The sequence below is a fragment of the Exiguobacterium sp. S22-S28 genome (assembly GCF_043359615.1).
In the GTDB taxonomy this organism is placed as follows: Bacteria; Bacillota; Bacilli; order Exiguobacteriales; family Exiguobacteriaceae; genus Exiguobacterium_A.
The window spans coordinates 41,310-59,831 of record NZ_JBHFFC010000028.1; the positions used below are offsets into that span (position 1 = coordinate 41,310).

The 18,522-nt window shown below is 50.8% G+C and carries 32 protein-coding genes; all 32 read left to right on the top strand.

Annotated features, from left to right (window positions below):
* Positions 1 to 15: 15 nt before the first annotated feature.
* The 32 genes from ACHA8N_RS11335 (at position 16) to ACHA8N_RS11490 (ending at position 18,519) form a co-directional block, all read left to right on the top strand.
* Complete coding sequence (locus tag ACHA8N_RS11335) at positions 16 to 258, top strand: hypothetical protein (protein WP_393965792.1); 243 nt, start codon at positions 16 to 18, stop codon at positions 256 to 258.
* A 60-nt stretch (positions 259 to 318) separates the two neighbouring features.
* Positions 319 to 666 carry a hypothetical protein gene (locus ACHA8N_RS11340; protein WP_393965793.1) on the top strand — a complete coding sequence of 116 codons (348 nt, stop codon included), beginning with the start codon at positions 319 to 321 and terminating at the stop codon, positions 664 to 666.
* A gap of 16 nt (positions 667 to 682) precedes the next feature.
* Positions 683 to 1,219: a dUTP diphosphatase gene (locus ACHA8N_RS11345; protein WP_393965794.1), complete on the top strand. Its 537-nt coding sequence runs from the start codon at positions 683 to 685 to the stop codon at positions 1,217 to 1,219.
* Positions 1,219 to 1,662 carry a hypothetical protein gene (locus ACHA8N_RS11350; RefSeq protein ID WP_393965795.1) on the top strand — a complete coding sequence of 148 codons (444 nt, stop codon included), beginning with the start codon at positions 1,219 to 1,221 and terminating at the stop codon, positions 1,660 to 1,662. Before ACHA8N_RS11345 ends, ACHA8N_RS11350 begins: the two co-directional genes overlap by 1 nt.
* 60 nt (positions 1,663 to 1,722) lie before the next feature.
* Entirely contained in the window at positions 1,723 to 1,884 is a 162-nt protein-coding gene (locus tag ACHA8N_RS11355) for a hypothetical protein (protein ID WP_393965796.1), read from the top strand.
* Positions 1,885 to 1,911: 27 nt separating this feature from the next.
* Positions 1,912 to 2,373, top strand: coding sequence for a reverse transcriptase-like protein (locus ACHA8N_RS11360; protein ID WP_393965797.1), 462 nt, complete (start codon positions 1,912 to 1,914; stop codon positions 2,371 to 2,373).
* 20 nt (positions 2,374 to 2,393) lie between these two features.
* Complete coding sequence (locus ACHA8N_RS11365) at positions 2,394 to 2,702, top strand: hypothetical protein (RefSeq protein WP_393965798.1); 309 nt, start codon at positions 2,394 to 2,396, stop codon at positions 2,700 to 2,702.
* Complete coding sequence (locus ACHA8N_RS11370) at positions 2,695 to 2,922, top strand: hypothetical protein (protein ID WP_393965799.1); 228 nt, start codon at positions 2,695 to 2,697, stop codon at positions 2,920 to 2,922. The genes ACHA8N_RS11365 and ACHA8N_RS11370 overlap by 8 nt, the downstream gene beginning before the upstream one ends.
* Positions 2,923 to 2,972: 50 nt before the next feature.
* Positions 2,973 to 3,263: a hypothetical protein gene (locus ACHA8N_RS11375; protein WP_393965800.1), complete on the top strand. Its 291-nt coding sequence runs from the start codon at positions 2,973 to 2,975 to the stop codon at positions 3,261 to 3,263.
* Positions 3,264 to 3,276: 13 nt separating this feature from the next.
* Positions 3,277 to 4,278, top strand: a complete 1,002-nt coding sequence (locus ACHA8N_RS11380) for a hypothetical protein (protein ID WP_393965801.1) — start codon at positions 3,277 to 3,279, stop codon at positions 4,276 to 4,278.
* A 24-nt stretch (positions 4,279 to 4,302) separates the two neighbouring features.
* On the top strand, positions 4,303 to 4,602 hold the full coding sequence (locus ACHA8N_RS11385; protein WP_393965802.1) for a hypothetical protein: 300 nt from the start codon (positions 4,303 to 4,305) through the stop codon (positions 4,600 to 4,602).
* The gene (locus ACHA8N_RS11390; protein WP_393965803.1) at positions 4,599 to 4,790 is read left to right on the top strand and encodes a hypothetical protein; all 192 of its coding nucleotides are present in this window, start codon (positions 4,599 to 4,601) and stop codon (positions 4,788 to 4,790) included. Before ACHA8N_RS11385 ends, ACHA8N_RS11390 begins: the two co-directional genes overlap by 4 nt.
* The gene (locus tag ACHA8N_RS11395) at positions 4,783 to 5,058 is read left to right on the top strand and encodes a helix-turn-helix domain-containing protein (protein ID WP_393965804.1); all 276 of its coding nucleotides are present in this window, start codon (positions 4,783 to 4,785) and stop codon (positions 5,056 to 5,058) included. The genes ACHA8N_RS11390 and ACHA8N_RS11395 overlap by 8 nt, the downstream gene beginning before the upstream one ends.
* A gap of 319 nt (positions 5,059 to 5,377) precedes the next feature.
* Complete coding sequence (locus ACHA8N_RS11400) at positions 5,378 to 5,608, top strand: hypothetical protein (RefSeq protein WP_393965805.1); 231 nt, start codon at positions 5,378 to 5,380, stop codon at positions 5,606 to 5,608.
* A 153-nt stretch (positions 5,609 to 5,761) separates the two neighbouring features.
* Positions 5,762 to 5,965, top strand: coding sequence for a hypothetical protein (locus tag ACHA8N_RS11405; RefSeq protein ID WP_393965806.1), 204 nt, complete (start codon positions 5,762 to 5,764; stop codon positions 5,963 to 5,965).
* Complete coding sequence (locus ACHA8N_RS11410; RefSeq protein ID WP_393965807.1) at positions 5,955 to 6,380, top strand: helix-turn-helix domain-containing protein; 426 nt, start codon at positions 5,955 to 5,957, stop codon at positions 6,378 to 6,380. The genes ACHA8N_RS11405 and ACHA8N_RS11410 overlap by 11 nt, the downstream gene beginning before the upstream one ends.
* 536 nt (positions 6,381 to 6,916) lie before the next feature.
* Positions 6,917 to 7,333, top strand: a complete 417-nt coding sequence (locus ACHA8N_RS11415) for a helix-turn-helix domain-containing protein (protein WP_393965808.1) — start codon at positions 6,917 to 6,919, stop codon at positions 7,331 to 7,333.
* A complete protein-coding gene (locus tag ACHA8N_RS11420; RefSeq protein ID WP_393965809.1) occupies positions 7,311 to 8,588 on the top strand; it encodes a PBSX family phage terminase large subunit in 1,278 nt (425 codons plus the stop codon). The genes ACHA8N_RS11415 and ACHA8N_RS11420 overlap by 23 nt, the downstream gene beginning before the upstream one ends.
* A 12-nt stretch (positions 8,589 to 8,600) precedes the next feature.
* Entirely contained in the window at positions 8,601 to 10,088 is a 1,488-nt protein-coding gene (locus ACHA8N_RS11425; protein ID WP_393965810.1) for a phage portal protein, read from the top strand.
* The gene (locus tag ACHA8N_RS11430) at positions 10,081 to 10,956 is read left to right on the top strand and encodes a phage minor head protein (protein WP_393965861.1); all 876 of its coding nucleotides are present in this window, start codon (positions 10,081 to 10,083) and stop codon (positions 10,954 to 10,956) included. The genes ACHA8N_RS11425 and ACHA8N_RS11430 overlap by 8 nt, the downstream gene beginning before the upstream one ends.
* A 10-nt stretch (positions 10,957 to 10,966) precedes the next feature.
* On the top strand, positions 10,967 to 11,845 hold the full coding sequence (locus tag ACHA8N_RS11435) for an XkdF-like putative serine protease domain-containing protein (protein ID WP_393965811.1): 879 nt from the start codon (positions 10,967 to 10,969) through the stop codon (positions 11,843 to 11,845).
* Between the two features lie 17 nt (positions 11,846 to 11,862).
* Positions 11,863 to 12,786, top strand: a complete 924-nt coding sequence (locus tag ACHA8N_RS11440; protein WP_393965812.1) for a phage major capsid family protein — start codon at positions 11,863 to 11,865, stop codon at positions 12,784 to 12,786.
* Between the two features lie 19 nt (positions 12,787 to 12,805).
* Positions 12,806 to 12,964, top strand: coding sequence for a Rho termination factor N-terminal domain-containing protein (locus ACHA8N_RS11445; RefSeq protein WP_393965813.1), 159 nt, complete (start codon positions 12,806 to 12,808; stop codon positions 12,962 to 12,964).
* Entirely contained in the window at positions 12,964 to 13,350 is a 387-nt protein-coding gene (yqbG, locus tag ACHA8N_RS11450) for a protein YqbG (protein WP_393965814.1), read from the top strand. The genes ACHA8N_RS11445 and yqbG overlap by 1 nt, the downstream gene beginning before the upstream one ends.
* Positions 13,347 to 13,691 (top strand): DUF3599 family protein, encoded by a 345-nt coding sequence (locus ACHA8N_RS11455; RefSeq protein WP_393965815.1) that lies wholly within the window; start codon positions 13,347 to 13,349, stop codon positions 13,689 to 13,691. Before yqbG ends, ACHA8N_RS11455 begins: the two co-directional genes overlap by 4 nt.
* Positions 13,688 to 14,092: an HK97 gp10 family phage protein gene (locus tag ACHA8N_RS11460; RefSeq protein ID WP_393965816.1), complete on the top strand. Its 405-nt coding sequence runs from the start codon at positions 13,688 to 13,690 to the stop codon at positions 14,090 to 14,092. Before ACHA8N_RS11455 ends, ACHA8N_RS11460 begins: the two co-directional genes overlap by 4 nt.
* A gap of 1 nt (position 14,093) precedes the next feature.
* On the top strand, positions 14,094 to 14,546 hold the full coding sequence (locus tag ACHA8N_RS11465; RefSeq protein WP_393965817.1) for a hypothetical protein: 453 nt from the start codon (positions 14,094 to 14,096) through the stop codon (positions 14,544 to 14,546).
* Positions 14,547 to 14,561: 15 nt separating this feature from the next.
* Complete coding sequence (locus tag ACHA8N_RS11470) at positions 14,562 to 15,677, top strand: phage tail sheath subtilisin-like domain-containing protein (protein ID WP_393965818.1); 1,116 nt, start codon at positions 14,562 to 14,564, stop codon at positions 15,675 to 15,677.
* A gap of 3 nt (positions 15,678 to 15,680) precedes the next feature.
* Positions 15,681 to 16,118 (top strand): phage tail tube protein, encoded by a 438-nt coding sequence (locus ACHA8N_RS11475; protein WP_393965819.1) that lies wholly within the window; start codon positions 15,681 to 15,683, stop codon positions 16,116 to 16,118.
* Between the two features lie 50 nt (positions 16,119 to 16,168).
* The gene (locus tag ACHA8N_RS11480; protein WP_393965820.1) at positions 16,169 to 16,585 is read left to right on the top strand and encodes a hypothetical protein; all 417 of its coding nucleotides are present in this window, start codon (positions 16,169 to 16,171) and stop codon (positions 16,583 to 16,585) included.
* Positions 16,585 to 16,800, top strand: a complete 216-nt coding sequence (locus ACHA8N_RS11485) for a hypothetical protein (protein ID WP_393965821.1) — start codon at positions 16,585 to 16,587, stop codon at positions 16,798 to 16,800. Before ACHA8N_RS11480 ends, ACHA8N_RS11485 begins: the two co-directional genes overlap by 1 nt.
* A complete protein-coding gene (locus ACHA8N_RS11490; RefSeq protein ID WP_393965822.1) occupies positions 16,801 to 18,519 on the top strand; it encodes a hypothetical protein in 1,719 nt (572 codons plus the stop codon). It abuts the gene before it with no gap.
* The last annotated feature ends 3 nt before the right edge of the window (positions 18,520 to 18,522 follow it).

The window sequence follows — 18,522 nt, forward strand, 5'->3', positions numbered from 1 at the left end:
TTAAGGGGTGAGAACATGGAAATTAAAAACTTTGAAAAGTTTAGAATCGGTGGCGATAAAGTGTTTGCGCAAGTGAGGGCTTTAGATCATTCGGAATACGCATTTATGATTCAAGCCAGTACCCAAATTTGTAAAAAAATACAGGTGAGGGAAAAAGAGGGTGTCATTGCAACGTTTTATTTCGAGATTGATGATATTAAAATTCCGGATTGGTGGGAAGATTCGAACTTGTTGTTTGAATCGATTAGACCGGAATAAAAGTTTGATTTTTATCCCATTATCCTGTCAATCAGCTAGATAACCAGAAAGGAGATTCCTATGCCACGCCCGGCACGCCGACCTGAGGAACAAGAATTTCGATACCTGATGCTAGAAGTCGGCTTGACACGCAAGCAGCTTGCTGTGCATTACCGCGTGTCCAACACGACGATCGATAAATGGGTCCACTTCTTTGAAATTAATTGCTACGGGCGCTGGAAACTCCGTCCGCCTGACGAGGAACTGGAAATCTTGTACGACAGATTCCACGACGAACCGGATAACCGGGACCGTATGAAGCGAAAACGTCAACTGGCTGCCGAACGTGGTGTCAGTGAGCATACGGTCACCGATTGGTTCAAACGCGTCGAAGAAGCACGCTGGAAGAAACAACTATCCCACACATAGAAGGAGTTTTGAATCCATGACCTACCAAGAACCGCAACCGCTCATCGTATCGTTCGCCACCATCCAAGACATCTGTGCCAAGCAAGTGCTACTCGACCGTAGCATCTGTGAGCCTCGCGGCATCACGCCGCACGAGTTCAAGTACGAGTTGCATACGAAACGCGAAGTCTCCCTCCTCGTCGAAGCCGGCGAGATGATCAACGAGACGAAGACGTTTAAATATTGGAGCAACAAGCGCATGGATCCGGAGAAGGTACTCGAGGAAGCAATTGACTGGCTGCACTTTTATTGCTCGCTACTGATGACCGACTACAAGCCGACGCAACACCAACACCAGTACGACCTCGCCGTCTTCGATCGGCAGACGTTTTACCGCAGCGGGGAGACACTCGATCGATTGTATCTCGAACTGTTTAAGTCTGACCGTGGGCACCGAACATTGGCGGCGTGGTCCTTGATTCTCGAACATCTTGGCTACACAGAAGAGGACATCGTCCGCATGTATGAGCTGAAAAATCACGAAAATTATAAGCGAATCTTGGAGGCATACTGATGCAGGAGCGGCTATTCGAGACACGATTGACCAAGTATCAACGCCGGGCGGCGGCGAAATGCCTGAAGGAATACTTCACCCTTCCGTCGATCATCGCAAGCAAAACGGCGATGGCGGAAGCAGCTGCGACCAAGATGACGCCGGGGTACGTGCCGAGCGAAGTCCAGACGCACCAAGCGCCAAGTAGCAAGGTCGAACGGTACACGATGGTCATGGACGAGGTCAAGTATTTGGAAACGCGGTACGACATCCTGTGCCGGATCCACGACGAAATGATTGACGACCGGCTCCGGGAGTTTTGGGAACTGGCATACGACCCACGCTTTTACCGGACGCACCAAGTCATCAAAGAGATGATGGCGATCGGCAGCAACGAACAATTTTACGGCATCAAGAACAAACTGCTCGGCATCGTGCATGAGCATTTCGGAGACGGGTACTGAGGGGCATTCGCCTCTCGGCGCTTGTCGGGATAAAAAGTAAATTTTAAGGGGTTGTGAAATATGGATGACGATTTAAAGAAGCTGATAAATAAATATAAAGGAGAATTGGCAGACACTAAGGGCTTCAATCCATGCACAAATTGTTGCGACTTAGCTTCTGCGCAAGAAAAGGAATACTGGTTAGAAAAGTTTATTGAAGACTTAGAGCTAATTGCCCAATAAAAGTTTGATTTTAGGAGGACGATCAACATGAAACAAGTATATATAGCGCGGTGTGATGCATCGAACAAAGGGAGTGAAGTAATCATGTCTAATGTGATCGTTTCTCCTAATCAACGTTTAGTTTTTCAGAGCACGAATAAGGCGTCTTATACCAATGTTGCAAGAGCAGAGTTACAAGCACTTCACAGCCTTTTAAGCCACGCAAGACGTCAGAATATCGAGCGGTTACAAGCAGTATCAGATTGTAAAACGGTTGTTGAAGTTGTCTTGTCTCCAAAGAGAAAGTTCAAAGGATCTGACGCTAAGAAGATGAACGGTCTACTTCAAAAAATCCGCGAACTCATTTTATGGTTTAAAGAAATCAAGATAATGTTTAAAAAACGCCAGCACAACGTTTACGCTGATTCGCTTTGTCATTTGAGTTGGGCGGGGATTAAGTTTTCTAAAGCAGGTGGAGAAGTCAATTTAGATAAACCAATAAAACCTTGATTTCGATGGGAGGAAGAACGATGAATAAACCTTTGTGGATGGTCTACGACAGTGAAGAGGGTCTGATCGGCATTTACGAGGATCTTGATGTCGCAACAAAAGAATACGAAAAGTGCAAAGTAGATCAAGAATTTACGGTGGCGGATGGAGTAGGGTTCGAAGGACACGAACGTGTCATCTTGGCAGAAATCAAACGAGATTATCGCGTGGTGGACACGAGAGAGCCTATCGTCGAGATGAATGACGATGGCGAGGAACACGAACCGGGCGGAACCTACGCGACTTTTGAAGAATTTGTGGCAATGACCGAGGAGGTAGAACATGGCTAAGATCGTACAGCTTGGTAAGGTCGACACGGTGCATCATCTGTTGCACCATCTACTGGACATGGCAAACGAGGGGGAGTTGGACAATCTCACCGTCGCGTTTAATCACGCCAGTGGAGACGTACACACGGCTTGGCATAACTTGGACTACGGTCAACGGCAGACGCTTGTCGCGCACCAACAGATGGACGTCGTCAAAACGATGATCGAAGAAAACTATTAATCAAGGATTTAACAGATGAACGGGGAGGCAACTCCCCACTGGAGGATACGATGCAGGATGGACGGTACGCCGCGACCTATACGCGGGATCAGGAACGGATTTTCGGTAAGTTGGACGTCGAGGGCGACGCGTTTTACTTCACCTCATGGGAGAAGCACTGGAAGCACAGCGAATACCCGCAACGGGGGCACGTCATCAGTCGTTCACGCGTCTGGGTGATGGCGAAGGATGTCGAGGTACACGGCGAGTGGGACGACGCACAGCAGGCACGTTTTGAAGCAATCCGGCGGAACATGGAACGGGAGATTGCGCAGGGGGATTTTCAGGAGAAGCTATTTTAGGAGGGGAAGACAGATGAAAAACCATATTATTTTCTTCAGTGGCGGCAAGTCTTCTTTCTCTGTCGCTGATTGGGTCAAGACGAATTACCCAGACGACAACATCTTGCTCTATTTCACGGACACGATGTGGGAAAACGATGATTTGTATCGGTTCATCTATCAGGCAGCGGATCGGATGGAACTCCCGATGTTGACACATGCCAACGGACTCAACCCGATTGAACTGATGTTTGAGAAGAAACTCGTGTATAACAGCCGCATCGGGGACTGTTCGAAACTACTCAAGATGAAAGTATCACGAGATTTTTTGAAGAAGGGCATTGAACCATCTATCGTCAAATGGCGGAACAAAGATCGTTTGAAGCAAGAGGACTTTATCACGGGCGCGACACTTTACTTTGGCATCGGATGGGATGAGGAACACCGGGCAGGACCCATCCAGAAGAACTGGCAACCATTTGACGTCGTGTTCCCGATGATTGATGAGATGATCGACAACGCGGCGACGCTCAAGAAATACGACCTGAGACAGCCTGTTTTGTACGACCTTGGGTTTACCCATAACAACTGCAACGGACGCTGTGTGAAGGCAGGGCAGGGGCACCACCGCAATCTGAAAGAAAAGATGCCGGACGAGTTCAAGAAACTGATGGAGCAGGAACATCACCTCAAGGTTTGTGTCGATGCATATCGTTACATCAAACGGATCCCGGAGGATGAACTGGACGCAGATGCACGACAAGTCATGTATGACGAGATTGACGACGCATACCGGGATTACTTCTACGGGAGAGCGGACAAACCGAAGATGTACATCTCGCCTGCCATCACAGCGGCACCGGAACTCGTGGAATTCACGCCCTATGCATTCATGAAGAAGGCGCAAGGTGGCGAGAACAAACCCTATCCATTACGCCAGTTGAACGCAGACGTCGAGTCCGAAGACACACAGATTGACCTATTCGACATCGGTGGATGCGGATGCTCGGTTGATTTTGGAGAATGGAACGAATAAAAGGGCTGTTTTAGGAGGGAAATCATGACGGTTTACGAAGTGCCGCCGAAAAAGGAACTGTACGAGCATTACATCGACGCTGGGATGTCACGGAAATGGATTGCGGATCACTACCTTGTCAGCGAGAGTGTCGTCAAGCGTTGGTTGAAGCTTCACGGATTGAAGAAGACGGGGAAAACGGACCTCGTCGCCCGTGCCATGTACACCCTGCTGTCGCATGGGTTCTCGGGAAGGGACGTCGCTGTGCTGTTCGACACGACGCACACGGCGGTGTTTAAAGCAAAGAGCGTGTATGAGAAGAAACTGAAGGAGGGAACGGAATGAAACTCACGGAAGCTTTAGAACGAATGTCGGAAGATCACAAGCGAGTGTTCAACGCGGATTACGACGGTTCCCCATTGCAATTATGGGGAGATGAAGACGGTTGTTATGTCTTTGCCTTAGAAGGATTGTTCGATGCAGGCATGCAGTGGGAATTTTTCAAACTAGACTGGGTGGAGAAAGATGGCTAAAAGTAATTTCTTGACGATCAATCTTAAAAACATACGAACCATGTTTGGTTATACGTTAAACGATATAGCGATAAAAACAGGGATAACGTTCGAACGATTGCACTACATCCAAGCGGGATTTGACTCACCTACGATGGAAGAGGTTGTTCTGCTCGCGAAAGTATTCCATGTGAAGCCGATTTACTTTTATAAAAATGATTCGCTGCATAACAAGAAGATGGTGGTTAATTCAGAACATATGTCATTCCGATTTATAGAGCGTGACTAAAAACGGGTGGGGGGAACACAATGAACGTCATTTACTCCAATCGATTAGATAGCAGACGAGGTAACGAGGAACATCGGTCGGACTTAATAATCGAAGGCAACAAGATACATTGTATCCGGGTGAAACTAATAAACGGATCGCTACGCAGTCGTCGAAAGTTAGAGGTGACGAAAACGCAAGCACGGTTGATGGCGCAACGATATTACATCGAGCAGGTAATCGAGTATTCGGAAAAAGGATTACTGCGATCACCGAAATACAAAATGAAGCTCCAAGCTCTGTATATGAGAGCGATGGACATAGAAAAGGTGGAAACGCGATGAAGATCTATGAATTTATCAGAAACCATAACGTTAAAACGGATTACGAACAGTTCACAGGTTTCGTAGTGAGCGCACCAACTGAAGAAGAAGCGAAAGCGTTAGTCGCCTATAGAATGACGAGTTACTACCAAGAACCAGAGATAACGGTGGAAGACTTTGAGGTATACGTTGTCGGTACGTCTGAAATCGAGAAGCGAATTGTCTTACAACAATACAATGCGGGGTGATCAAATGACCAAAGAAGAACTCGCTCAGTACTCAATGGAAGAACTAAATCAGATGATTGATGACGCGATTCAACGCGCGCACATTGAGTTTTTGAAACAGTTGGCACAATAAAAGGATGGGATGAAACGTCCCCTCCTTCGAGGAGTGAGGAAATGATTATAGAGGTCGGGAAAAAGTATCGATACGAAAAAGACATTACAATCAGCGGGAAAACCAAAGAATACAGACTTGATGTGACTGTTGAGAAGTATTGGGGCGGATTGACAGCTATGATCAGTATGGATGGTAAAAAAGGAACTACCCCTGTCCCGATCAGTGATCTCAAAGAATGGACGGAGGAAGAAAATGATTACTGAGTTCGGAAAAATCATGCGGAAATATCGAGTCGACCACGACATGATTATGAAAGACATGTCCGTGAAGATTGGTGTCAGTCTCTCGAAACTGTCCGGCACGGAAAACGGAAGGTACCGACTCACGAAAGATTATGTTTACAGCGTGCTTGATGCTTACCAGTTCACAGAAGATGATGTAAAACGGATCATCGCATGTTTGCCTAAAGAAGAAAAAGCGACTGAAGACAAAGTGTTAGTCGAAAAGGGTAGTATCTACACATGCAAGTCATGGAACATCCGAGTGGAAGAAGGAGAAAAGGTTATCATCACGGACGTTTCGGAAGAGGACGACCTTGTGGAGTTCAAAGTTTTGTCTAATGGTCAGTGCTGGGGTATGGGCTTATGTATGTTTCAGGGTTACTTCGTGAAATTTTAATAAAAAAGGAGCTGAAAAGAAATGAACAACGATAAGAAAATTCTACAAGAGTGTGGTTACGACGAGGAAACATTGAATAGCATGACAGAAGAAGATATGGAGTCTGAAGTGGATATTCTCTCATCAGGCGGCATGTAAAAGTTAGGCGTCCTTCGGGGCGTCTTTTTTGTCGGAATAATTTCGGGAAAAATTCGGAACAATTCGCACGTTTTGCCATGGTAAATTGGAGATGTACCAATTCACACGTTCCTCCCTTAGTCCTTGTGAATGGACACAACGGATAAGCGACGGGTCATCCATCCCTTGCATGATTCCACGTTTATCCCTTGCGAACAGCGCATGACGCAGCCACACACATAGCAAAGACTTCCGAGTCGTCTCAGTCGGGCGGAGTGGTCGTGCGTTGTTTGCAGGATAGAAAGTAAAAGGAGACATCAGACGCCCTAACCGGCGTCTTTTTTTATGCCTTGCAACGAGCCGATGGGGATAGGCCTAGTCGGTTCGTTGGAGAGCATAAGAGAGAGGGGGTGGTGCAGATGGCTAAACCGAAATATGAGCCGTGGTTAGAAGGTGATGGGTTGGACAAGATTGAAACGTGGTCGAAGGCAGGGCTTACGATTAGCGACATCGCTCAGAACATGGGCATAGGAGAGCGGACGTTATATGAATGGATGAATCTCCATCCGCAGATTTCGCAGTCCTTAAAACGAGGCAAGGCGGTCGCAGATGAAATCGTTCAGAATGCGCTGTTTAACAGCGCGATTGGCTTCCATTACGACGAGGAAAGCCTGACCAACGATGGACGGGTCGTCGAGTTGAAGAAATACGCGAAGCCGAACACCACTGCCCAAATCTTTTGGCTGAAGAATCGGAAGAGTGAATGGAATGACAAGCAAGAGATGGACGTCAACGTACGGACGGTGATTGTGGATGACATTACCGACGAGGATTAACACCAATGTCCGCTCGATGAAGGAGATTGTCGGCGGTGGCTATGGCAAGGCGTGGAACTACCGGGGGCGTTATCTTGCCATCAAAGGTGGCCGGGGGAGTAAGAAGTCCAAAACGATGGCGCTCCGGTGGATGAAGATGCTGAAACAGTATGAGAGCGCCAACCTTCTCGTCATCCGGCAGGTGTTCAAGGATTTACGGGACAGCGCCTTTGCTGATTTGGAATGGGCAGCGCATCAACTCGACGTCCATAACGAATGGCATTTCAAAGTGTCGCCGCTCGAGATCGTCAACGTCATCACCGGGCAGAAAATCCTGTTCCGCGGTCTCGATAAACCGATGAGCGTCACGTCCATCACCGTCACCAAGGGTCAACTGTGTTGGTGTTGGATGGAGGAAGCCTATCAGATTCACTCAGAGGATGCTTTCGACAAGATTGACATGTCGATACGGGGACGGACCGACGTCTTCAAACAGATTGTCGTCACCTTGAACCCGTGGAATGACAAGCATTGGATCAAGCGGCGCTTTTTTGACGTGGAGGACGAGGATATCCTTGCCATGACGACGACGTACCAATGCAACGAGTTCTTGGACGAGGCGGATTTAAAGCTGTTCCGCTGGATGAAGGAGAACCGACCGCGGCGTTATCGTATCGAGGGAGAAGGGCACTGGGGCATCTCGGAAGGCGTCATCTTCGATAACTGGCGCGTGGAAGAGTTCAATCACCAGGACATCGCCAAGATCCCGGACATCAAATCGGCGTTCGGTATCGACTTTGGGTACACGGCTGACCCGACGGCATTTATCTCGGCACTCGTCGATATGAAAGCCAAGCGTCTCTATATCTTTGACGAGCATTCGGAACAAGGGATGCTGACCAGTGAGATTGCGGACATGGTCAAACGCAAAGGGTATGCCAAGGAGATGATCGTCGCGGACGGGCAGGAGAAACGGTTGATTGAGGAACTCAGACGGTCGGGCATCTCCCGCATTGTCGCCGCTCGCAAGCTACCGCACAGCATCATCGCCGGTATTCAGTTCTTGCAGGACTTCGAAATCATCGTGCATCCAACGTGCCATGAGGTTCAGGTCGAATTTGAGAACTATGTATGGAAGAAAGATAAGGTCAGCGATAAACAAATCAACGAGCCTATCGACGAGTACAATCACTTGATTGATGCGCTCCGTTACGCCGTTGAATACCTCCACGTTGATATTAAGAAGCGGCGTGAGGGACGGAAATTACTTTACTAAGGTGGTGAATCAATGAGAAGTCAACTGATGAAAGCGAATGCGAAGACGCTGCCTGTTACGAAAGCGGACGAAATCTTTAAATATGGCGACGACGGCGTCCAGTGGATCTCCGCTCCATACCAAAAACAATCCCTCCGCTATGTGGTGGAACAATCGACGGTCCTGCAACAGGTCATCGAAGCCTATAAGCAGAACATCGTCGGTTTCGGGTTCCGCCCGAAGTACATCGAAGAAGGCGAAGAAACGGATCAGCGTAAGGCGGAATGGAACGCGCTGACTGAGGTACTGGACTGGATGGCATTCGATAAGACACCCGTCGAGGAATTCGAACAGGCGATTGAAGACCGCGAGACGGTTGGGGAATCGTTCATGGAAGTGCTTCGGGATGCAAAGAACAATGTCATCGAGGTGGTCCGCGTCGAACCAGACACAATGGAGATCAGCAAGCCGGGTTATCCGGTTGAGGTCACGATTGAGCGGCGAGGGGTTAAGAAGACCGCGTACCGCAAGTTCCGTAAGTTCCGTTTAGGCAAAGTATTCTTCCGGGAGTTCGGAGATCCACGCTATATGGATGCTGAGACAGGCGAGTACAAGCCAGAACCACCTGCCAAGCCGGCAACGGAGATCATTCATGACAAGATTGGTCCCGGGCATTACGGGGCACCGCGTTGGATTGGGCATGTCCCGTCCCTTACGGGCGCTCGCAAGGCGGAGGAACTGAACTGGCGCTACTTCGACCAAGGGCGACATACGCCAATGGCAATTACCGTCACAGGCGGCCAACTGACTCCAGAAGCGGAAACGGCGCTTGCTTCGTATACCCAAGCGGTCGGGAATGAGGAGTTGCAGCATAAAATCCTCGTCCTCGAAGCGGAAACGACATCGAATGGACTTGATGACAAAAACGTCGCGAAGGTGGAAATCAAATCACTTGCGGACATGCTCCAGAAAGACGCCCTGTTCCTCGATTACGACGATAAGACGCGGGACAAGATCCTGAGTGCTTTCCGCTTACCGCCGGTCTACATCGGGCTGTCAAACGACTACAACCGGGCAACGGTCGAAGCGGCCAAAGAATTAGCCGAGGAGCAAGTGTTCCAGCCGGAACGCAACAAGATAGAGAACCTGTTCAATCGACGCCTGTTGCCAAGCTACGGCTACAAATACGTCGAGGTCGAACTGGGTGCACCGGAAATCGTCGATGGGGAACTAATCACGAAGGTTATCGCTGAGACGAAAGAACACCTCACGACGAATGAGATCCGTACCATCGTGTCACCGATGTTCGGGGTGCCGCTGAAGATGCTCCAAGGTGACGAATACGACCTGCCGCAACAGAACGCACCACAAGACCCGCTCGCTGTCATGGCAGATGCACAGGGGAAAGCCCTTGCCAAAGCAGAGAACGGGCAACTGGCGTTCGTTTTGAAGGATGTACGCGATAGTCTCGACGAGCTGAACGATGTCGTCGGTGGTTGGAAGGGTGAGGACGATGTGTGACATCTCCTTCATCACGAAAGCGGACGACGATGAACTGCGGGGCTTGCTGAAAGACTTCCCGGAAGTCGAGTACCTGATTGAACGGATCAACGGATTGGAAGCCCTCTTAGCCAAGCTCCTGCGGGAGCATCGGAAAGATTACATCAAGGCAATTGAACTGTTTTACGCCGAAGTCGGGCAGACGATGGGCTTTGCGTTTCAAATGGGCTTACCGGGCGTTCTCGCATCCGTCACGATGGCGCCTGCCGTGTCCCTGGCCCTGATGCCGCATTTGCAGGAGGTGGCTCCTCACATTGCCGCTACGACGATGGCGCGGATTGACAAGGACGTCGTGTTCAGTGCGATCAGTCCGAGCCGTATCCGCTTCATGCAGGCGTACAGTGATGAGTTGGGGAAAGTCCTCGACCAGAACACCGCCAACAAGGTGACGAAAGTCATCGCCAGTACGTTGGAACAGCGTGGGAGTGTCCATGACGTCATCCAAGCGCTCAAAGATGAACCGGATTTCGACCGGGCACGCGCACGACGGGTTGCCATCACGGAAACGCTGACGGCTGCCAGTGTCGGGGATGATGAAGCCTACCGGCAATCACCCGCTGTCATCGGTGTCGAGTGGTTACACAGCGGAGGACGCAAGAACAAGCCCCGTCCGTCGCACGTCGCATTGAGCGGCACGCAGAAGGGGCTGAATGAGTTCTTTGACGTTGAGGGTGAGATCGCGAAGTATCCGCGGGACACCTCATTGTCTGCCAAGCAACGGATCAACTGCCATTGCACGACGGTTCCGGTCGTCGATCAGAATATCTTAGGTTTATCTGTTGAGGAAAAGAACGCCATCCGACAGGGAGCCATTGATCAATTTGAATAGGAGGGCACTTATGCCACGTGAAATCAAAAACTTAGTTGTATCCCACGTCTCCATCGTGGACAAGGCCGCCAATAAGCGGTCTTTTTTGTTGACCAAAAGCGAGGAACAGCCAAATGTTTCCCGCGACATGAACATTCTCAAGCAGGATGCCTCACAGCAGATTGCCTACGGCATCGTGTATGAACCGCTCGTTAAGGATGCACACGACGACTACATGACCGCAGATGAAATTGAGAAAGCGGCGCACATCTTCCTCAAGGATTACCGCCAAATCGATAAGCAACACGATTTCACCTCGCAAGTTGGGGATGTCATCGAGTCCTATATTGCTCCGGCTGACTTCGAACTGGGTGGCGAAACCGTCACCAAAGGCACGTGGGTCATGGCGGTCAAGGTAGCGGACGAGGTCTGGACCGGCATCCAAAAGGGTGAATATACCGGATTCTCACTCGCTGGTATGGGTGAGGTCATCGAAAAGGCAGAGGACCACAAGTCCTTTCTTGCCAAGGTGAAAGATTCCGTCGCGGAAGTCCTCAAAGACATGGGGATTCTACCAGACGAACCGGGAGAGGAGGTGACAGACATGACACAGGAACAATTGCAGAAAGAACTCGATTCGTTCAAGACCGAAATGATGGACTTCTTGAAATCCGCTCTCCCCGTTGCGAAAGCAGAGGAGCCGGAACAAGCCGCCGCTCCGGAAGGTGACCAACCAGAAGAACCGGACGCACAACAAGCAGAACCGGAAGCATCTGAACTGGAGAAAGCGCAGGCGAAGATCGCAGAACTCGAAAAACAGCTATCTGTCCGACCGCTCCCCGCTTCACACGAGGAAGTCACGAAGGCAGAAGTCCCAGATAAAGCTTCATACGCAAGTCACTTTGGATAAGAGAGAGGATGAAAGTATTGAACACTACTGAAATGCTTCAAAAACAGATGGAGAGCATCAAGAAATCAAACAATGTCACATTGCCAGCGGATGACGGTCGCGCCTTCATGCAAGATGTCGTCGCTTCGGGTGAGACGCTTAAAAAGCTGTACTACTACCCTGCTAAATCAGCAAACGGTGCCATCGACATGCTCGGTGTCAAAAAACGCCGCTTGAAACTGCACCAAGGCATCAACACGACGCCGGACGGCACAGACCACAAGGAAGAACGCACAGTGCCATTCGCGTTGACTCCAGTTTACACGGACGCTTGGTTCGAAAATGACAACGTCTACTACACAGCTCGCTCGCGCGGTCAGAACGTTGAGGACATCATCGCTTCGATGATTCAGCAGCAGTACGGGGCGGATTTACAGGATCTCGCATTCAACGGGGACAAATCATCGGCTGACGCGTTCATCAAGTTGGATGATGGCTTCCTCAAGCTTGCTCGCACGAATGCAGACACGATCAAACACGACGTCACGGGTGCAATCAAGCTCGCTGACCTTCAAGTCGTACCGATCAAAGTCGCACCGGAACAACTTCGTGTTGGGAAATACGTGTGGATCATGGGCCGCGGAACGCACACAGCGCTTCAAGCGGAAGTTATCGCCCGCACGACAGCACTCGGGGATGCGGTACTCGTTGACGGTCTTTTGTCTAAACTTCACGGGTATGACATCGAAGTCGTCGACCACATCGTCGAAGATACTGTCCTCTTCACGCCGCTTGAGAACCTCACAGTCGTCACTGGATTCGACGTACAGTACTCACGTACTGGTGAAGGCCCAGAAGCGATGGCGAAGCAAGCGACATACCACTTCGTTCTGTCTTCAGTCGACTTCGTTATCCGTACACCGAAAGCGCTCGTCTACATCGACGCTGACATCACACCCTGAGCCGGCTCCTTTCGCTCTCATGAGTGAGGAGCCTGTTTACGATCGTGAACAGCTGACTGCGATGACACGGGATGAGGTCTACGCCATTGCAACGGACTTGAATATCTCCGGACGTTCGAGTATGACGAAAGCACAACTGATTGACGCGATTCTTATGACGCAGGAAGGAGGGGTCTGATGCCTGTCATCACACCAACGGAGCTACGTGCCTATACCAGTTTTGATTCGGTCAAGGCGCGGAGTGACCAACAACTGACCGACGACATCATTCAAGCGGAAGCCGACATCTTCGATTATGTACATCACGAGTTTCCAACGAATGAGTATCCGACCGTTCCTGTCCGCGTCAAACTGGCGTGCAAGAAGCTCGCTGAATACTATGCCCTTTCTTCCCTCGATGAGAGTGCGGTAAAGGGCTATAAAAGCGAAAAGATTGGCGATTACAGCTACACGATGGCAGACGGCAGTGGTCTTCGCGGGAAACCCGAGATCACGGCACTGCTTGAGAAATACGTGAAGCCGGTCATCGTTGAAAAACCACAAGTCAGGATGCGGTATCTATGAGTTACGACAAGTTACTCTCCGACCGCGCTAGTATCTATCATCTCGACAAAACGTCTTCCGGCGGTGGCTTCGGTCTCCCGTCAGAGGACGCTTTTTCGTATCCAAGCACACCCGACCTCACGAACGTGCCCTGTTACCTCGTCAGAGGACGCGGGACGCTCATTCAGACCGACAGCATGCACGTCTCGTCTTCGGACGACATGGCTCATTTCAAGTATGCGACCGACCTCCGGGAAGGGGACAAGGTCGTCATCGATGGGTCTGTCTACAAAGCAGGCAAACCGTACAAGGTCAAACAGCATCATATCGAGTGCCCACTTCAACGGGAGAGTGCGTTATGAACAGCATGGGTGAGTTTGAACGCGACATGCTGAAGATCCGCAAGGACTTCGCACGAGAAATCCCACTCATCATGGACGCCGTTGGCGCTGAACTGCTTGCGGAGACACGGAAAGAGATCGTGCGGCAACAACTCGTCGATACGCGCGATATGTTGAACAGCTTTTCACTGGGTAACAGCTTCAACGTGTTCGAAAAACGCAACAATGGCTATCTGGTCGAAGCGGGCACCACGAATAATTACGCTGAAATGGTCAACTCAGGTCACTGGACAGTTGGACGCAAGTCATTCGTCGAACCGACCCACTTTTTCGACATGGCGGTCTACATTTCAGAGCAATACATGGCTGTTGGTATTACCAAAAGACTCGATGCACTCGTCAAGCGTCGGCTAGGAGGGTGACATGGCGATTCAGAAACAAAACTCGTTCCTCGCCTTCTGCCGCGCGGAATCGGGCATCACAAAGTTTTACACGGATCAAGTGCCGGCGACGTTCACAGAGCGTTGCCTTTTCTTATCCGCTCCTTTATCGGAGGCGTTGCCACACGCAAACGGAATTTCCCGACGCGTCGTCATGGCAACCGTGACCTTCTTCGCACCGAAACGTTCCATCGCGCTCGCAGATGCCGAAAAGGTCCTGCTTGCCTTGGAACGACGGGGCAACAAGGTGCCTCTGTATACGCAGAACAACACCATCGCGGGGCAATTCCTGCTGATGGACGCCAAGATCCGTGCCATCGAGAATCCCGTCGATACGGTCGGAGCGGTCACCTTGACGGTGGCATGGCACGAAGAAGTCAAACACATCATCACACGCGGTCCACTCGTCAACCGGGTCGCGACTTATTTGAACTAAGGAAGGGGCACATACATGGCATATTGGGACAAAAATGGACCGCAGCCTGTCTTACCAGGTTTGTACATGGTCATCGAAAAGATGCAGGACCAAGTCATCCGTCCGGGTCAACGGGGCGTCATCGGCATGGTCACGAACGGTCTCGTCGCAAGCAAAGGGACGGTCGTCACCCTCAACAACGTCGGGGATGCACTTAACTTGCTCGGCGTATCGAATTACAAATTTGCCAAACGATGCTTCGCAGGTGGGGCGCGCCAGATCGTCGCGTACGTCTTAAACGATGCAGAAACACTCGCGGAAGGTCTCGCACAACTGGACCCGTACTACTTTGACGTGGCAACCGTCGGTCGGGACGTGACTTCAGATGAGGTCGATGACCTCAAATCGTGGCGCATCGCGAATGAACTGGACGGCAAGAACTACGTCGTCGTCGCAGGTGGTGCGGCAGGACTCGCAGATAACACGGCAATCAAGAACCTGTACGCAACCGGCAAGCACGGGGACATCATGTATATCGGCATGGGTGGCGTCGACATTGATGGGAACACCGTTTCACCGGGCGAACTGGCCGCATGGATTGCCGGCAAGCAAGGCGCGAAGGGGATGGGCCAAGGCTCACTCACGCGTCAAATCGTTGATTTCCTCTCGGACGTTGAACGTCGCTTAACGAAAGCCCAGCGCGAAGATTTATACAACGCCGGAATCGCGGTTCCAATCCACAACGGCAATCAAGTCGTCTTGGAAGCGGCCATCACGTCGAGCAAGATCATCGAAGGGACGAACCCGGCGAAAGCGCATCATTCGGGCGGGAAACTTCGGATTGCGTACAATGCAGCCGTCTATCAAACGACGCTCAACGAGGCAGTCGAGAGTGGCTTCATCGGCAAAATCAACAACGACCTGCCGGGTCAAGATACGTTGCTCGGTGCACTCAATAACTTCAACGATGCGTTGATTGACGAAGGCGTATTGGCACCGGGAACGGTCACGACGCTCCATCCGGACTACCAATCCGTCGGGGATGACATCTATCTCTTGACGCGCGGGTACTTCATCGACGCCGCCGAACAATTCTTCGTTGATTTCCAAGTCGGTAGCGTACCGGCAACAGCCGCAACAGGAGGTGCTTAATCCATGGCATTTGATGGTAGCAAAACAATGCTAGGGACGGGACTTGCGCTGTATTACAGCACAGGGACTCGTTTAACATACATCGACCGGATTCAAGTCAAGGTAGACATCGAAAAAGAAGACATCAAGGTGCCGCGTAAAAAGGTGGTCCAGTACAAGGACAAAAGCATCAAGATTTCGGGTACGATCGGTGGCTTTGAATACACGTCGACACTGCAAAAGATTTTACTGACGGCACTCAGTGACAAAGGGCAGGATCGGATGGACTTCCTCGCAGAACTGGAAGATTCGGAGTCGGGTGAGCGCTTTGCCTACCAACTCATCGACTGCCAGTTCACATCCGGCGACATCGCCAACTGGACGGTCGGGGAAGTCGTCAAGAAGGAGTTCCCGTTCGTCGCGACCGGCATCAAGATGACGAATGGAGACGACCGCGATTAAGAGGGGGCAACCTCTCTTTTTTTACTTAGATCATAGAAGGAGGAACACGCATGGCTAACCAACGCTTGATTGACAAATTACTGAAGCGCCAAGAAGAAGAGACGAAGATTGAGGTCGACTTAAAGGGTCTCGCGGATACGCCGTTCATCGTCAAACTCGACAAAGAAACGTATAAGGAATTGCAGAAGGAAGCGTCAGAAAGCAAGAACGAAAAGGAAGTCCCGTTTCTGATCTATGCCGAGAAACTGGACGCCCTCGTCGTCGCCCGCTCACTCCATGACCACAATGAGGACCCTGTCTTCACAGGCGAGTTGTATGAAGCCCTCGGGACATGGGACGCGGTTGAAGCGGTCAAGAAGGTCATCACCTTTGCAGAAGAACAAGCTATCCATGCCGCGGCCAAGGAGTGCTTGGGCTACGTTAGCTCAGACAAGCTGAAGAAAGAAAACGATGAATTAAAAAACTAATGCGAGGGTTGCGGGCAGACGGTATGCCGCTGATGAAGAACGAATCGGTCACGGATGACTACTTCTATCATCATCTGTTCCGGCTGCACGGCATCCCTCCACATGACATCCATCAATGGACGGAAGGGCAAAAACGCTTTGCCTTTAACTCGTTGATCGTACAACTCGAAGAAGAACAGGAACGACTAGCCAAAGGAATCGGGAGGGTGATGTAAATGGCGGAAAAACGGTATACGGTCGTCTTCGATGCGAAGGACAATGCGTCCGCTCGACTCAGTGCCATGGAGCAACAAGCAAGAAAAACCTCCCGAGGCATGGACGACTTAGCGAACAAGACGGAAAAAGTATCCGACGTGACGGAGCGCCTTGACGGGGCCTACCGGGATGCCAATGGACGACTGCGGGATGCGAACGGGAAGTTCCTCAAAATGTCGGATGTCATCAAACAGACGAATAACGAAATGGACCGTTCCGGTGGTCTATTGTCTCGCATGGGTTCCGGTATCTCCCGCATGGGCACCGAAGGACGCGGAGCAGTCGGGCGATTGGCGACAGGTCTCTCAGGTGTCACCGGCATCCTTGGTGGCATCACGGCGGCGGCAGGGCTTGCAGGGGTTGCACTCACGGGCCTTGCGGCAAAAGGTGTCGTTAACGGCATGATTCAACCAGCCATGACAGCCGAAATGACCCGGATGAGCATCGATGGTTTGAGTGGTGACCCGGTCATCGGGAAACAAATCTATGAACAGACGAAATCAGCAGGTATGGAATCGATGTTCGCGGATCAACCGTTCATGGACACGGCGCAGATGTTCCTCAACAGTACGAAGGACCCGGAACAGATTGCGCAGGGTGTTGCCATCACCGAACGACTCGCCACGAAGAATCCATCTGAAGCGATGGGCGGCGGCATGGAAGGTGCGAAGGTCGCCATCAGTGAGGTCATGTCCGGTGATATGACATCGATTGCGGAACGCTTTAACATGTCGCGCTCTACCTTGAAGGAAGCAGGCGTGAGTGCCAGCAACGACTGGTTGACGAACTTACAAGCTGTCGACAACCTACTCAGTAGTCAAGGGTTCACATCGGATTACGTCAAAAAAATCAACGAATCGACGACGGGTCAATGGGAAAAGTTTAAATCTAACTCACAAGGCGTATTCGCGTCCATCGGTACAGGGATGCTCGAAGAAATCCGTCCGGCGTTGAAACAAATGAACCGACTCTTTGCGGATACCGAGGGAATGGACCGTTTCACGAGTTCGATGAGTGGAAAGTTTCAGGGATTAGCAGCGGATGTGTTCGGACTTGGAAACGGTGTCCAAATCACATGGGACAACATCACCAACTGGTCAGTAAGTACTTTCGATGGCGTCTCAAACGTCATGTCTTCGACGACCGACATGTTCGGCACAATGATCACGGCCTTTGCCGGCGGGGACCTCACGAAGCCACAAGAGACGTTCGCGAACTTCGGTTCTGTCTTGGATGGGATTGCTCGGAAGATTGACAGTTTGAAACAAGGATTTATCGAACTCGACCAATGGGGCGACAAGATGACCAAGTTTACAGAAATCGGTCAAAAGGGTGGCATTCAAAAGTCGATTGATGACGGCGCTTGGTGGCTCCCGGAAGGCGCGAAAGGCGGACGTGGTCTGATTCCGTGGGCACTCGAAGGATTCCCGTCGGAACGCAAGAAAGATGGTTCGCACGCTCTCGGTCTCTCCTATGTTCCGAAAAATAAATACAACGCAGAACTCCATGAAGGCGAACGTGTCTTGACGAAACAGGAAAACATCGACTACACGCAAGGTGCGGGCAATCAATCATCAGGCGGAGTGGTCATCACCGGTAATACGTTTAACGTCCGCAGTGATTCTGACATCGACGCCATCGGGGAAGCCCTTTACATGCGTCTGCAAGCGAGGGGGTAACCA